The 14,740-nt window shown below is 47.7% G+C and carries 15 protein-coding genes; 5 read left to right on the top strand and 10 right to left on the bottom strand.

Annotated elements, in window-relative coordinates:
- Window positions 1-9 precede the first annotated feature (9 nt).
- Window positions 10-2,748, bottom strand: a complete 2,739-nt coding sequence (locus tag KH172YL63_RS02195; RefSeq protein ID WP_173104574.1) for a GTP-binding protein — start codon at window positions 2,746-2,748, stop codon at window positions 10-12.
- A gap of 244 nt (window positions 2,749-2,992) precedes the next feature.
- Entirely contained in the window at window positions 2,993-4,186 is a 1,194-nt protein-coding gene (locus tag KH172YL63_RS02190) for an MFS transporter (protein ID WP_173104573.1), read from the bottom strand.
- 392 nt (window positions 4,187-4,578) lie between these two features.
- Here KH172YL63_RS02190 and pxpB point away from each other — a divergent pair, with 392 nt between their 5' ends.
- The 3 genes from pxpB (at window position 4,579) to KH172YL63_RS02175 (ending at window position 7,521) form a co-directional block, all read left to right on the top strand.
- The gene (gene pxpB, locus KH172YL63_RS02185) at window positions 4,579-5,298 is read left to right on the top strand and encodes a 5-oxoprolinase subunit PxpB (RefSeq protein WP_173104572.1); all 720 of its coding nucleotides are present in this window, start codon (window positions 4,579-4,581) and stop codon (window positions 5,296-5,298) included.
- A complete protein-coding gene (locus tag KH172YL63_RS02180; RefSeq protein ID WP_173104571.1) occupies window positions 5,295-6,299 on the top strand; it encodes a 5-oxoprolinase subunit C family protein in 1,005 nt (334 codons plus the stop codon). The genes pxpB and KH172YL63_RS02180 overlap by 4 nt, the downstream gene beginning before the upstream one ends.
- Before the next feature lie 79 nt (window positions 6,300-6,378).
- On the top strand, window positions 6,379-7,521 hold the full coding sequence (locus tag KH172YL63_RS02175) for an NRAMP family divalent metal transporter (RefSeq protein ID WP_173108020.1): 1,143 nt from the start codon (window positions 6,379-6,381) through the stop codon (window positions 7,519-7,521).
- A gap of 158 nt (window positions 7,522-7,679) precedes the next feature.
- Here KH172YL63_RS02175 and KH172YL63_RS02170 read toward each other — a convergent pair whose 3' ends face one another.
- From KH172YL63_RS02170 to KH172YL63_RS02150, 5 genes are all read right to left on the bottom strand, one after another.
- Entirely contained in the window at window positions 7,680-7,874 is a 195-nt protein-coding gene (locus tag KH172YL63_RS02170; protein ID WP_173104570.1) for a YwbE family protein, read from the bottom strand.
- 34 nt (window positions 7,875-7,908) lie between these two features.
- Window positions 7,909-8,139: an excisionase family DNA-binding protein gene (locus tag KH172YL63_RS02165; RefSeq protein ID WP_173104569.1), complete on the bottom strand. Its 231-nt coding sequence runs from the start codon at window positions 8,137-8,139 to the stop codon at window positions 7,909-7,911.
- A gap of 67 nt (window positions 8,140-8,206) precedes the next feature.
- Window positions 8,207-9,583, bottom strand: coding sequence for a 23S rRNA (uracil(1939)-C(5))-methyltransferase RlmD (gene rlmD / locus KH172YL63_RS02160; RefSeq protein ID WP_232066098.1), 1,377 nt, complete (start codon window positions 9,581-9,583; stop codon window positions 8,207-8,209).
- Window positions 9,584-9,713: 130 nt separating this feature from the next.
- Entirely contained in the window at window positions 9,714-10,076 is a 363-nt protein-coding gene (locus tag KH172YL63_RS02155) for a hypothetical protein (RefSeq protein ID WP_173104567.1), read from the bottom strand.
- Entirely contained in the window at window positions 10,076-10,381 is a 306-nt protein-coding gene (locus tag KH172YL63_RS02150; RefSeq protein ID WP_173104566.1) for an antibiotic biosynthesis monooxygenase family protein, read from the bottom strand. Before KH172YL63_RS02150 ends, KH172YL63_RS02155 begins: the two co-directional genes overlap by 1 nt.
- A gap of 183 nt (window positions 10,382-10,564) precedes the next feature.
- Here KH172YL63_RS02150 and KH172YL63_RS02145 point away from each other — a divergent pair, with 183 nt between their 5' ends.
- Entirely contained in the window at window positions 10,565-10,921 is a 357-nt protein-coding gene (locus tag KH172YL63_RS02145; RefSeq protein WP_173104565.1) for a hypothetical protein, read from the top strand.
- 244 nt (window positions 10,922-11,165) lie between these two features.
- Here KH172YL63_RS02145 and KH172YL63_RS02140 read toward each other — a convergent pair whose 3' ends face one another.
- Window positions 11,166-12,080, bottom strand: a complete 915-nt coding sequence (locus tag KH172YL63_RS02140) for a diacylglycerol kinase (RefSeq protein ID WP_173104564.1) — start codon at window positions 12,078-12,080, stop codon at window positions 11,166-11,168.
- Between the two features lie 285 nt (window positions 12,081-12,365).
- On the opposite strand from KH172YL63_RS02140, the gene KH172YL63_RS02135 reads away from it, so the two are divergent.
- Entirely contained in the window at window positions 12,366-12,821 is a 456-nt protein-coding gene (locus KH172YL63_RS02135; protein WP_173104563.1) for a DUF2269 family protein, read from the top strand.
- 85 nt (window positions 12,822-12,906) lie between these two features.
- On the opposite strand, the gene KH172YL63_RS02130 is transcribed toward KH172YL63_RS02135, so the two are convergent.
- A complete protein-coding gene (locus tag KH172YL63_RS02130) occupies window positions 12,907-13,704 on the bottom strand; it encodes an arylamine N-acetyltransferase (RefSeq protein WP_232066097.1) in 798 nt (265 codons plus the stop codon).
- 14 nt (window positions 13,705-13,718) lie between these two features.
- Window positions 13,719-14,486 (bottom strand): class I SAM-dependent methyltransferase, encoded by a 768-nt coding sequence (locus KH172YL63_RS02125; RefSeq protein WP_173104562.1) that lies wholly within the window; start codon window positions 14,484-14,486, stop codon window positions 13,719-13,721.
- Between the last annotated feature and the right edge of the window lie 254 nt (window positions 14,487-14,740).

Genomic DNA, 14,740 nt, shown 5'->3' with positions numbered 1-14,740 from the left:
TGCTCTTTGTTAAGAATAATTCCGCGAACCCTCAAACCCAGCCTTCACCATATATTCATGCTGAAGCAGCTTCACTTCAAACAATGTGATCGGATCGAAATAGCGTTCCGGATTGGCCTTCATTTTCTTCAATGACTCTTCATCTGCTGCAATATCTCTTTCCGTATCGCTGATCGTCACCTTCAACTGATTGAAAGGCTCCGCAAAGAAGGAATGGACATCCTGCTGCAGTGATTTCTCGAACAGGTCGAATTGAAGGAAGAATTTATCGACAACCGATGCTGTGATATCTTGATAATCTTCGTTCTCCAAATAGCGTTTATATTGATTGTGAAGAAGCGACTTGTTCTGGGGCAGGACGCCTAGTAGCTTCCCGGCACTCTTCAGGAGGAATTGGGCAGGCTTGAATCTCAAAAGAATATTTTCTTTATCGATCTGCGCCCTTGTTCCCATTCTGTTCACATCCCTGCGCCAGTCATCAATCACTTGAAAGTCGCATTGAAGCACGACTTTATCCTTCCCAAACAGGGTATTGAAAGTCTCGCTCATTTCCTCCAGATACACCTGGCTGTCCTGGAGTTCGTGCTTTGAAAATGCCAGCCATTCTTCAAGGGATGCGACATAGCGGGGCATCAGATCACCCTGTATATACTCTTGGATCCGTTTGTTCATGGCCTCATTCAATTCCATGTGAATCTGCCTAAAGTCACTTTCTTCACTGATCAATTCGGAACAGCCGCTGAGGATGGCAGGGACCCTTTCGGTGATTTCCTTTTTCATCGCTTCTTTCTTTTCGTGGAAAGAATCTTTGATGACCGATACCTTTTCCGCCTGCATATCCCCTAAGTAATGCTCGAAACCGTTCAGTCGGGAAAGGATATCTTCATTTTTGGCAATCGTCTCTTTCAAATCATTTTCACGTGTCTTTCGTTTAGAGTAGAGGTCTCTTAACGTTTTTCTCACGAGATAAAATAACTTCTCAGCCCGGTCAGCCTTGAGGTTGCGCTCCTTTGCCCCAAGCAGTTCGTTCATGAACATGTCTACATCCCTGCGCTGGAGATGGACAGCTTCGAGGGATGAGTACGGAAGCACCTCTGCATCTGGGAACCATTCACGTGCTTTGTTCCGGGTTGATTCAATGATTTCTTCCGTGTGATCCGATACCTTGTCCATTTTGTTCAATAAGAAATGGACATTCACAGGCTGCCCGATGTCTGATAATTTCCGGAGGATATGACGGTCCTCTGCATTGAACGGGGCATCGGCATTCAGCACATAGAGTAATCCGTCTGCCGCAGGATAGAAGGAAGTCAGATCATCAAGATCCTTCTGTCCAGTCCGGACATCGATGATCGCAGTCCGGTTTTCTTTAAGAAATTCAGATGGGATCCTATACTCTATGAATGCTTCTCTTTGCATCAGTTCTTCAAAATCTGCGATGCTTTCTACCTTGTGGATGCCCTTGTCATGGATCTCCTGCACTTCCACCTGCTCGTTGTGATAACGGTAGATGACGGTGGATCCTTCTGCCTCCCCGACGCTTTCGCCAAGTACAGATTGGACGAAGGAAGATTTCCCGCTCGATCCGCTTCCTGCCACTACGAGATGCTGTTCGCCGAGATCGAGTAACTGTTCGGCGATCCACTGTGTTTTATAGCCTACAGGCGAATCGTTACGCTCAGACCAAACAATGATCTTGTTCAGGAACAGGAGGATTTCCTCGAAACGGGCCTGATGTTTGTCACTTTCCATGACCACTTCTTCAGCTTCTTCAGTCACTTCCTGATCGATGCTGTAAGAAAACACATCGTTCCAGGCCAGAACAGCTGCTGCCGGGAAGAGCGGATCATGATTTCTGCTCACTTTCAGCCAATTGGTCAGCATGCCGGGCATGAAATTCTCCAGTTCCTTCACAAGGTGGTCACCTTCAAGGAATCCAAGGTAAGCTTCTTCGAATTGTGTAAGCACGTCCTGCCACGGTTCATTGGGAAGGACTTCCACATATTCGAACACCGTATTGACCGTCTGCATCCATTCGATATGACCGGTCGATTGACTTCTGTAGCTCATCCATAGAGCTGATACGAGCTCCTTGAACTGCCTTCGGTCCCTTTCATACCCTGAGATCAATACATCATAGAAATCATTCGGCGCAAAAGAACCTGTATGGCCTTCTTCGGCATATCCCTTCAGCACCTCGAACCAGGAAAGGTCACCTGTCCGAAGCGCCTCCTGTACCGCAAGTTCAACGGCTTTCTTCCAATCTCCCTGCTCTTCATAAAATGTTCGCGCAAGCGCAGAAACATTCGGATAATCAGGGTCGATAGATAAAGCCTTCTCAATGATGCGATAGGCAGACTTCAACTTATTCCGCTCAATATAGAGGGAGAATAATTGCAGGGACACTTCCATCGTGAGGATCGTGCTTTCTGTCTGGATCGCGGTGTAAGCATCCTCTGCAGACGAAAGCATACCTAATTCATAGTACGAATCGGCAATATTCTTCTTCGCCCACGGTTCCAGGTCATTCATGATGCTTTCCCACTTAAAGATGGCTGCTTCATAATCCTTGCTGTGAAAATACACTTCTCCCTGTGCAAAGCGGATGAACGTCAAATCGTAAGGTTCATTCTGCTGCTCCTCCACGAATGCCTGGCCAAGCACATCGATGGGATGGGACGCAACGTCATGATCCACTAAAAATGTTTCATAAAATGACTTTTCCATCAGTAATTTTTCTTCTGTCATAATGTCCTCCGTTATATGTGGACCTCCCGTCAGGCAGACCCACAGACTTGTCTATTTCTATCATTCTAACAGAATTTCATCGTGATAAAATTTCATTTCCTTTTCATTTGCCGATTGATACTATCTGCCGTGATGCGTTGGTATCACTTCCATTACAGAAAAAAGGACCACCCGTTACAAAAGGCTCGATAACACCTTTTGACAGATAGTCCTTTCTACTTACCACCAAACCTGAAGCATCAAACTAGCTTGACGTCTGGTGGACGAGCTTTTTATGTTTACGGCCTTCAAGTATGGCCACGACAAGGGCGATAAGTAGGAACAGACTGGAAATCTGGAACAGTATCCCCGTCTCGACATACTGGGCCAGAACGCCAAATACCAATCCGCTCAGTCCGATACCAAGATCGATGGAAGAGAAGAACATACCGTTCGCCACTCCCCTTCTATGGTCCGGTGTCATGGAAAGCGTCCATGACTGGAGGGTCGGGATGAGCGAACCGAATCCGACGCCAAACAGGATTCCGGCCACAACGATCAAAAGATCAGAATGGGCATAGGATAACACCCACATTCCAATGAATGTGATCGCGATACAGAAACGGACAAGCCCCTTAGGCCCCCGCTCATCAAACCATTTACCGGCAATCGGCCTCGACAATGATGCCATGATCGCATTGCACAGATAGAACAGGAAGATGTGCTGAATTCCACGTTCTTCCCCGAAAATGACGATGAACGTGACAATCGAACCGTACCCAAACGTCACCATGATGGTGATGAACGCCGGGAACCAGCTTGATTTCTCAATCAAAGAGCCCACATATGAAAACGTCAGATCCTCTTTCTTCGTGTCCTGCACCGCCTTTGGTGTCCGGTAATGAACGATCCCTAGCAAAATGATGGCAACGGCACCAAGGGCGCTTGACGTGATGATCAGGTTCGTGAACGTCGTCTCCTGGAATAAATAGATTCCAAGACTTGGCGCAATGATCATCCCGATCGTGATTGACAAGCCGTAATAGCCCATCCCTTCACCCAACCGGGATTTCGGGACCACATCAACGGCAGCGGTCCCGTTCACCGTCGTCGACCATCCCCATGCCAGACCATGGACAAACCGGAACAGGAGGAATATGAATACAACACTCGACAACGGGTAAATGACCGTAATCGCCAACAGTGATATGACCCCTATTAACACTAGCGGCTTCCGGTCCCTGTATTCCAGCATAAAACCAATGAACGGCCGGCTCAATACAGCCCCGATTGAAAACAAGGTCGTTACCAGACCAATCTCAAGACCTGATGCCCCAATCGATTTAATATAAGGCGGCAGTGTCGGAATCAGCATCTGAAATGACATAAACACGAATAAATTCCCGACCATCAACATAATAAAAGACCTCGTCCACAGACGATCTTTCACCTTATCCATACATAAAACCCCCTTCCAACATCTATCAATAATTCTCCCATAAAACATAAGGAAGATAATATTTCGCATTACTAAATAATAGCATATAAAACAAAATTGTGATACGAATTGCACTCATATGAGACTGGTGTTTTTTTACACACTCTTCGGGGATTCTGCCCGCTCTTTTATCCAATAAAATAATCCTGAAACACATTTTCTTCCTCTGTATGCCCCAGACATTTCCCTTGCCTGATGAGCTGTGCAAATCACCAACTCTCTTAGTCTCAAAGCCCCATTCCCTCAGCCAGTCATTGAAAAGACTTGAAATTATACTATAATAGCAACATGGTCGAAATTTCTGAATAATCTCATTTGTGAGACCATATCACATCCAGACTGGAGGCAGATCATTGAAATACACGATTAGACCATCAGGCGACCATGCAGTCGTCATTGAGCTGGGACATGCAATCAATCAGGAAACCCACGAAAAAGTAAAAGCGGTGACACATTTTCTCGAAAACCAAACAATCCCCTGGTTCGTTGAAATCATCCCGGCCTTTACAACCGTCACCATCCTTTACGACCCAATCACCATCACCGATCTCAACAAACCATTTCAACACACCCTGCCATACTCAGTCGTCTGCGCAGAAATCGAACGCATGCTTTCCACACTGACAGTAAACGGGCAGCACCAGTCCCGGGTCATCACCATCCCGGTCTGCTACGGTGGAGCATTCGGACCCGACCTCGAATCAGTCGCACACCATCACGGTATGACTGAAGAGGAAGTCATTCAAATACATACGAACGGGGAATACCTCGTCTACATGATCGGATTCGCCCCCGGCTTCCCTTACATCGGAGGCATGTCGCCTGACATCGCCACACCACGGAAGGAATCACCCCGGCTGAAGATCCCGGCAGGTTCCGTCGGCATAGCAGGAGAGCAAACAGGGGTATATCCGATAGAAACACCTGGTGGCTGGCAGCTGATCGGAAGGACGCCGCTGAAGCTGTTCAAACCGGAACAAGAGCATGAACCAAGCCTTCTAAAAGCCGGCGATCAAATTCGCTTCAAGGCCATTTCACCGGAAGAATTCAAAGCATTGGAGGAGGAACAATGATTGCTGTCAAAAAACCCGGCCTCCTTTCGACCATACAGGACCTCGGAAGGTACGGTCATCAAAAGCACGGAGTCATCGTAAGCGGAAGCATGGATCCCCTTGCCCATAAGATCTCGAACCTATTGGTGGGAAATCCAGAAAGTGCAGCCACCCTCGAAATCACGTTGATGGGACCTGCACTTCAGTTCAAGGAAACCTCCCTGATCTCGATCTGTGGCGGAGATCTGTCGCCGTCCATTGACGGAAAGCCTGTCCCACTCAGAAGATCATTATTAATTAAAGCCGGAAGCACCCTCCGTTTCAAATCTGCCAAAAACGGCTGTCGGAGTTATCTAGCTGTTGCAGGGGGATTCAATGTCCCACCTGTCATGAACAGCAGATCGACCTACATAAGAGCGGGAATCGGCGGAATGGCAGGGCGTGCCCTTCAGGAAGGAGACATCTTAGAAGCAGGTCCCCTCAATCAAGAATCGAAAAACATCATCAATTATCTGCTTCCTTACCTTGGAGAAGAGGATTTCACAGAAATCGACTGGTCGATTTCCTCTGAATTCATCTCCTCCTATCACCAGAAGCAGCCGATCAGGGTCATTCCTGGAACCGAGTATGAGCTATTCACAGAAGAAAGCCGGCAACAATTCTTTCACAAGCCGTTCAAGGTCACGGCACAATCTGACCGGATGGGCTACCGCCTGGAAGGTACGTCCCTCCAGTTGGAAGAAGCATTCAATATGATATCGGAAGCGGTGGTGTTCGGGACGATCCAGGTTCCGGCGAATGGTGAGCCGATCATTCTGCTTGCTGACCGGCAGACTGCAGGGGGCTATCCACGGATCGGATACATTGCCTCAGTGGACCTCCCGATCATCGCCCAGACAAAGCCCGGGGAAGAATTGACGTTCACGATGATTTCCCATGAACAGGCACAGGAGCTATACATAGACCGGGAAAGACAATTGAATCATCTAAAGCAGGGCATCGCCTTGAAATGCACATCATAAGCCCACTCACAACAGCAAAGGAGCGAACCACTTGAAGAAAAAATCAAATTTCAGTTTATTGCTCGGAGCCGCGTTCCTTATGGCCACATCGGCCATCGGACCAGGCTTCCTCACTCAAACAACCGTCTTCACGGAGAAACTTGCCGCAAGCTTCGGCTTCGTCATCTTGATCTCCATCCTCATCGATATCGGGGCACAGCTCAACATCTGGCGGATCATCGCCATTTCTGAAAAACGGGCACAGGACATCGCCAACGACGTGTTACCGGGATTGGGCTACTTCTTGTCTATCCTCATCGTCGCCGGCGGCCTGGCCTTTAACATCGGGAACATTGCCGGTGCCGGATTAGGGACGAACGTCCTCTTTGGGATTTCTCCTGAAATGGGGGCCCTTTTCAGCGGAATCGTCGCCGTAGGGATTTTCCTCGTGAAAGAAGCAGGCAGACTCATGGACCGGTTTGCACAGATCCTCGGCTTTCTCATGATCATCCTTACCGTGTACGTGATGTTCACCGCAAATCCTCCTGTAGGAGAAGCTGTGACGAAGACATTCGCACCGGACACGATCGATTTCCTTGCCATCATCACATTAGTCGGCGGGACCGTCGGAGGGTATATCACCTTTGCCGGCGGCCACCGCTTATTAGAAGCAGGGATCACAGGGAAACAGGCACTCCCCGAGATCACCAGGAGCTCCGTATCTGCCATCGGGATTGCTTCGATCATGCGAATCTTTCTTTTCCTGGCAGCGCTTGGGATCATCGCACAAGGGTTCACCCTTGATGCTTCCAATCCACCGGCATCTGTATTCCAGCTCGCCGCCGGTGATATCGGGTACAAAATGTTCGGGATCGTCATGTGGTCGGCAGCTGTTTCCTCCGTCGTAGGGGCAGCTTATACGTCAGTATCATTCATTCGTACATTCAGCCCGCTGCTAGAAAAATACCATAAATGGCTCATCGTTGGATTCATCACGATATCCACCCTGGTCTTTGTCATTGTCGGAAAACCGGTGGCCATCATGATCCTTGTCGGCTCCCTGAATGGCTTGATCCTGCCGATCGCACTGGGCGTCATGCTGATCGCCGCCCACAAAACAAACATCATCGGCGACTACAAGCATCCTGTCTGGATGACCGTCTTCGGCGTGTTGATCGTCGCGGCCATGTCTTATATGGGTGTGTATGCGCTCATTCAAGGCATTCCACAGTTATTCAGTTAAGCTGACTGAACATAGAAAAATCCGAACCCTTACTCGAGATTCTTTATTGAAAATCGGAGGGGTTCGGTTTTTTTGTTTTGTAAAAGTAATAGAAATCCTGCAAAAATCCTTACTGGCTCAAACATAAAAAAAGAGACCCAAAGGGCCCCTCTCTTATCTTACTGAATAATATTCTTCACCCGGCCGACCTGTCCATCTGTCAACCGGACTTTGATGCCGTGGGGATGGTTTGGTGAATTGGTAAGGATGTCTTTCACGATCCCCCGGGTCAATTTATTCGTACGCTGGTCTTTTTTCAGGACGATGTCCACTTCAAGACCGGGTTTGATATTGGCACGCTGTTGTCCGCTCATTGAATTCTCCATTTCGTTAAGTAGTTTCCTGCGGTTAATCCTCGTCCTTCACGTCGATATCTTCCGGGATCGGTTCACTCAAATACTCAGCAAGCTGCTGCTTCATCTTTTCCATCTGCTCCAGATGCTGATTGAATTGGTCCCGGTATAATAAGTACTGCTCCCCGTCGTGGACCGCACGTATTTTCCTTTGCTGGACGAGGCTTTCGATATAGGATTCAGGCAGATTCAGATATTCTGCCGTTTCTTTAATGGTGAGATACATCCGATTTCTTCCTCACTTTACTTATAGGATCCGCCCTGTGCAAACTGATCGCCAGTTTGCATAGCAGCTATTCCTTCAGTTCTATTTTCGCGACCGCTTCACAGTGCATCGTTTGCGGGAACATGTCCACAGGCTGGACTTCTGTCGTCTCATATCCACCGTCTTCAAGGATCCTCAGGTCCCTGGCAAGCGTGGCCGGATTGCATGAGACATATACGACTTTCTTCGGCTTCATGGCAAGGATCGTATTGAGGAGCGCTTCGTCGCATCCCTTACGCGGCGGATCGACCACGAGGACGTCCGCACGTATTCCTTCTTCATACCAATCGGGAATGACCACTTCTGCCGGTCCCGCCTTGAATTCCACATTCGTCATCTCATTCAATGCCGCATTTTGCTTCGCATCCTCGATCGCCTGGGGAACGATTTCAACCCCGTACACCTTCTTGGCCTTCTGGGCGAGGAACAACGATATCGTCCCAATGCCGCAATAAGCATCGATGACCGTCTCTTCCCCTTGAAGATCCGCATATTCAAGTGCTTTATCATACAGCACCTTCGTCTGTTCCGGATTCACCTGATAGAAAGAACGTGCAGAAATCGCAAACTTCACGTCTCCGATATAATCATGGATCACTTCTTCTCCCCACAGCACGCGGGTCGTGTCCCCCATGATCACATTCGTTCTTTTAGGGTTCACATTATGGACAATCGACGTGATTCCCTCAATATTCTCCACAAGCACCTCAACGATCGCCTCTTTATGAGGAAGATCCTGCGTCCGGGTCACAAGCACCACCATCACTTCCCCAGTCGTATAAGCCGTCCGGGTCATAATATGACGGAGCGTCCCTTTATGGCTCTTCTCATCGTAGGGACGGACCTTCAGCTTTTCGCAAATATCCTTCACCTGCTGGATCACTTCATCATTCTTTTCATATTGAATGATGCATTTGTCCATATCGATGATTTCATGACTCCGCTTCTGATAGAATCCCGCAACGAACCTGCCGTCCTTTTCGCCTACGGGCACTTGCGCTTTATTCCGGTAACGCCATGGATCTTCCATTCCAAGGACAGGGTGCACGTCAACGTCGTGAAGCTTTCCGATGCGCTGCATCACATCCCGGACATTCTTTTCTTTTGCCAGCAGCTGTCCTTCATAGGTCATGTGCTGAATCTGGCAGCCTCCACACTCCTTATAAATCGGGCACGGTGGATCCTGCCGGAAAGAACTTTCCTTCGTCCGCTCGGTCAGACGGCCAAACCCGTATCCCTTGCTCGTCTTCACGACCTTCACGCGGCCTTCCTCACCCGGCAGTGCATCCGGCACGAACAACGGATATCCGTCGACTTTCGTCACCCCGTTGCCGTCATGGGTCAGATCTTCGAATACCGCTTCATCTATATAATCATTTTTTTGAACTGGTGCTTTTTTACTCACTGATATCTTCCTTTTCGAATTCCTTTTTAAGACTCTACTGATTGTACCATAAATGACGGCAGAGAATGAAATTGATGGAGGTCCGTCCCCATAAATGAAAAAAGCATCGTGTAGCCGATGCTTTTGGTGTTCAGGGGGTGTTTTCACTGTCCGCTTTTTGGATCGATTGAATCGCTGCATTCAGGTGGGATGTGAATTCTTTTCCCTTTTCCATTTCATTTTCTTCAAATACTTCGATGATGCAGTTGAAGTTATCAATCAGATGGTCTGATTTCATGCCCCTGCTGACGAGCACGCTGTTCAGCCAGAGGGCATAATCGGAGAATACCTTTGATTCCCCTGCGTCTGAAGCAGCTTTAAGATAGTTGAAATGGTGGAGATTGTCTTCATAGCATTTCTTCCGGCCGGCTTCTCCGAACTTTTCATCCAGTTCAGGATACCTGTCATACAGTTTCTCTATCGCTGCATCAATCACAGCTGTATATGTCTGCATCAGTAAGCCACCACCTTGTAGCGGTCGATCGATGGGACGATGGAGGCCAGCTGCTGATCCGGATATTTCTTCTCCAGTTCGTGGATCCGCTTATAATCTTCACTCTGCACCCAGCTCATGAAATCTTCCTTCGTATCCCATTCCATATGGACCGTGATCTCACCCGGCTTTTTCTCATTTTGCAAAAGAAGGAATCGCTGAAACCCTTCAGCTTCATCAACCAAACCCGACCGTGAATGATAGATTGATATAACCTCATCCGCCTTTTCATCCGGCACTACAAACGTTGAATGTACAATATACATAGAATTCATCCTCCTCCACGCCACACTCTTTTTATCCACTGTACCACAGCCAATGAGTGCCAGGGAAACAGAATAGTACAAATTTCTTCTTTTTCCTAGATAACCTGTCAAAACTTACCGCGTTTCAGCCGATGAACTAAGGGTAAAATGGTATGTGCATTCAATCTGGAAAGGTAGATTAACATGAACCCTGACTTCTTAGTAAACCTGATCCTGATCGGGAACGTCTTTGTTGGCGTATTGTTTGCCCTTAAATCAAGAAGATGGTGGCTTCCATACATATTCATAGCTCTCACATTCCTAACCTTGACCTTCGGATTCGGAATCACACTCGTTTTAAATATAGAATCCATCCTCGCCTATTTGTTCGTATTCGTCGTCGGACAATTGATCTGGGTGTTCGCCTTCGTCATCGTCGCCCATATCCTGTCATGGATCGTAAGAAAGCTCCCGTTCCGCCACAAACAGCGAATCGGCTGGGGATTTTTGATAGGCTTCCCGCTGATGTTCGGTTTGTTTTTGCTGATTCGGGGATGGTGATGGATGGGTTTTGAGGCGTGATGCTGGGTTTGGGTGCTGACGCATAAATCGGGAAAGTGACGCATAAACTCGGATTCCGACGCATAAATCCGAAAAGTGACGCATAAACCCGGATTCCAACGCATAAATCTGAAAAGTGACGCATAAACCCAATCTCAGTCCCCTTACCCCTTTTAAAAAGAAACACCCAAATCATACAACCACACAAAAAAGGAATGCCACTCAAAACGGCATTCCTTTTTCCTTATTCAGCTTTATCTTCCGGGCGGATTTTATCCAGCGGGACGAATACTTGCAGGTGGCGGTAGAGGTTTTCGAACTCTGCAGGAAGAACGCCTCCGAGCTCGCCGTCTACGTTCAGCTGGACTTTTTCTTTTGCCTTGATTTTGATTCGATTGGCCTGTGTGTAAATGACGTTCGGGTCATGTATATGTTCTCCCCGTACGGCCAATGACGCGATGCGGATGAATTCAGCCAGGTTGGTTTTTTTCAAGATCAACAGTGAGAATAATCCATCATTGATCGATGCGTCCGGGGCCAGTCGTTCAAAGCCTCCGACCGAATTGGTGAGGCCGATGAGAAATAGCATCGCTTCCCCTTCAAATAACTTCCCGTCGTATTCGATCGATACGTCGGTCGGTTTGATGGAAGGCAGCATTTCGATGCCTTTTAGATAATAGGCGAGCTGCCCCATCATTGTCTTTAGCTTGCTTGGCACTTCATATGTCAGTTCGGTGATTCTTCCGCCACCGGCGATATTGATAAAGTATCGCTCGTTCATGCGTCCGATATCGACAGGGATCGTTTCACCCTTGGTAATGACATCAATGGCCGCTCCGATATCCTTTGGAATGTGGAGGGCGCGGGCGAAGTCATTCGTCGTCCCCATCGGAACAATTCCAAGCTTTGGTCTGTAGTCCTGTTCGGCCAAGCCGTTCACTACTTCATTTAATGTGCCGTCGCCGCCTGCTGCGACAACGATATCATACTTTCTCTCAACCGCGATCCGGGCAGCCTCTGTCGCATCCCCTTCACAAATGGTTGCGTGAACGGAGGTCTCATAACCGGCCTGCTCTAGCTTTATCAATACTTCCGCAAGATGCTTCTTGAACAGCTCACGTCCCGAAGTAGGATTGTATATTATTCTTGCTCGTTTCATACCCATCATCCTAATCTGTATTAGTTCACAAAAATCGTCCATTTATATTCCATCTTTTAACATCTTATACCAAATCATTTTTTTCATGCAAAGTATGTCCGGCAGGTTCATTTTTCATAAACCTTCTACCGGTCAATATCATAACTCTTTTCTCTGGAAAAATCTAATGAAATATAAAATTTGTCAATTCCGTCACGGACATTTCCGGCACCTCTTCATGAAAAATACATAATTAGGGCCCCTCCCTCGTAAAGTTAATAGATAACCCGTCATGGAGGTGCTCATATGAAAGCATTGGTGTTGGTGCATGTACTGTCTGCGATCATCGGGATCGGCCCTACTTTTTTCACCCACGTCCTCACCCGCCCGTCCCAGAACGTGGAGCAGCTAAAAGTCTCAATGGCCCTGTATCAGCGGTTGGAATTCTTCCCGAAAATAGGGGGAAGCCTAGCTCTGTTAACCGGGTTCATCCTTTTCTTTGCCGGGGACTACGGCCCTTTCACCCAGCTTTGGATAGCGGGATCATTCACCCTTTACCTTCTAATCCAGCTGTCGGTCTTTCTCCTCATCAATCCGAATGCAAAGAAAGTCTCAACATGGCTCACCCTGCCGGAAAATGAATTCCTGACAGGTGCGCCCCCTGAAGAGATTCAGCGGCATTTGAGCCTTTTCAACCGTTACATGTATATGACATCTGCACTTGGGGTCCTTTTATTCATATGTATGATCCTGAAACCGTGATTAGTGGGGGAAAATGGGTGGATTTTCTGACGGGATGCGCCCAAACAAAAAACCATCCAGAATATCCCTGTGATATTCTGAATGGTTATAAAAATAGCTTTATATTTCGCTCCTGCAGGAATTGTATGGATTCTTCAAGGGATGTCGTATCAAAGTGATACACTTCCCCGATGATATCTTTCCATTTTTCAACGTCCTTCATTTGATATTCCCTTATATTCCGGTACGTCATGACTTTCAGTGTCTGGTTGCGGAGGAAATAGCACTGATTTCCCTGAAAGCGGACAGCCGTGATCCTTCTCATCGTGATATTATCATCGGAATCCAGATAGGAAGCCTCGATATCAGCCTCCAGCTCTTCTTCCTCAAGGGGGAGCCATTCAATCGTCTTTTTCACAAAAGATTTGCCGTTTGAGCGCCGGTCGACCTCGAATTCACGGATATCCTTCTGGATGAACGTGATTTCTTCCCCGAATCCATGAAGAAGATGTCGCTGCCTCGCCTCGAGCTCCACCGGTTTCATGATTGGCGAACCGTAGCCGACATCCACGTAGAACTTGCGTGAATCAATCGTGATCATCAACCCGAGATGTCCAGGGTTCACCCGTACAAAGCGGCAGTCGTAGCCCAATTCTTTCAGCAGTCTCCCGAAATTGATATTTAACGTGAAGCATGTCCCTCCCCACCCTTTCAAGTGGAGATTTTCTGCAAAAGTGGAAAGGGACGGCACAAAGGAATCCCCTTTAGAGAAATAATAAAATTTACTGAATGTCTCGTATGGGATCCTGATCAAGTGCTGCTGAATCAGCCGCTGCAAATAGTTCAGTGTAGGGCGCTCTATATCCATATTTAAATAGTTTATATATCTCTTAACTGCATCCAATCGGATCACTCTTTCTACTTTTTCATCAGGCACACCGTAAACCGGTGCGGCAGGGAGAAGGTTTGGAGAGCGTCGTGCCTTGTCGCAAGGAATGCATGAAGGGATTGAAGGCAATCCTCCTTCTCCGCATCATCCATATGACCGAGCCACGGTGAGGCCCCGACCCTTTCACACCAGGATTTCAACGAATAGTCGACCCGATAATGAAATGAATAGAAGTCTTTCACCATAAAGCCTGCTCCTTGCCATTCTAACAACCACTCCACCGGAAATCCATTGACCTGATCCGGTGATTGAGACGGTGTTTCCCCTGTCGGTGCCTGTAAAAACGTCATCGTATCCTTGACGATTTCATGATCTGAAAGAATTTCTGAATCACTGACGATGAACGTGCCTTCGTCCTTCAGGATCCGCTGCATTTCATCAATCGCTTTCGGGCGGTCGAACAAATGCCAGCTTCTATGTACCATCGCCATATCATAGTAGCAGTCCGGGAGATTGGTTGATTCAGCTGTGCCGGTAAGATATGGAATTTCCAGGTATTGCTTACTCTCCAATGCCTTGGCGGTGTCTCTAAGTTCTTGGGAAGGCTCGACCCCGATCACTTCCGCTCCACGCTTATGCAGCTTTCTCGTCAGGGCACCGGTCCCTGAACCGATCTCAGCCACTTTCCTACCTTCCCACACAATCCCCCTAATCTTCAACGAATCAAAGTATTGGTGCGGGACATCCTCACAAAACGCAGCACAATCGACGGCCATATTACCCAAATTCACTTCCATTCACTCTCTTCCCCTATCATAATGGATTTTCACACAACTGAACGTTACGATTTCATGTCAATGCCAACCATAACCACAACCAAGCCCGTCCCAAAGGACACATCATCCTTACATATTCGATACCCTTATGAGGATTTCCTCTCTTTTGGGACCTCTCTTTGGGGACGGACCTTGCCGTTTATTATATCGTCATCATTCTTAAGCAGTTTACTTTACGTCCACTATATGAAAATATCCTATTTGTCCTGTGGATA

The sequence above is a fragment of the Bacillus sp. KH172YL63 genome (genome assembly GCF_011398925.1).
In the GTDB taxonomy this organism is placed as follows: Bacteria; Bacillota; Bacilli; order Bacillales; family Bacillaceae_B; genus Rossellomorea.
Note: the sequence above shows the minus strand (reverse complement) of the source record. Positions and strands in the feature narration are given on the sequence as shown.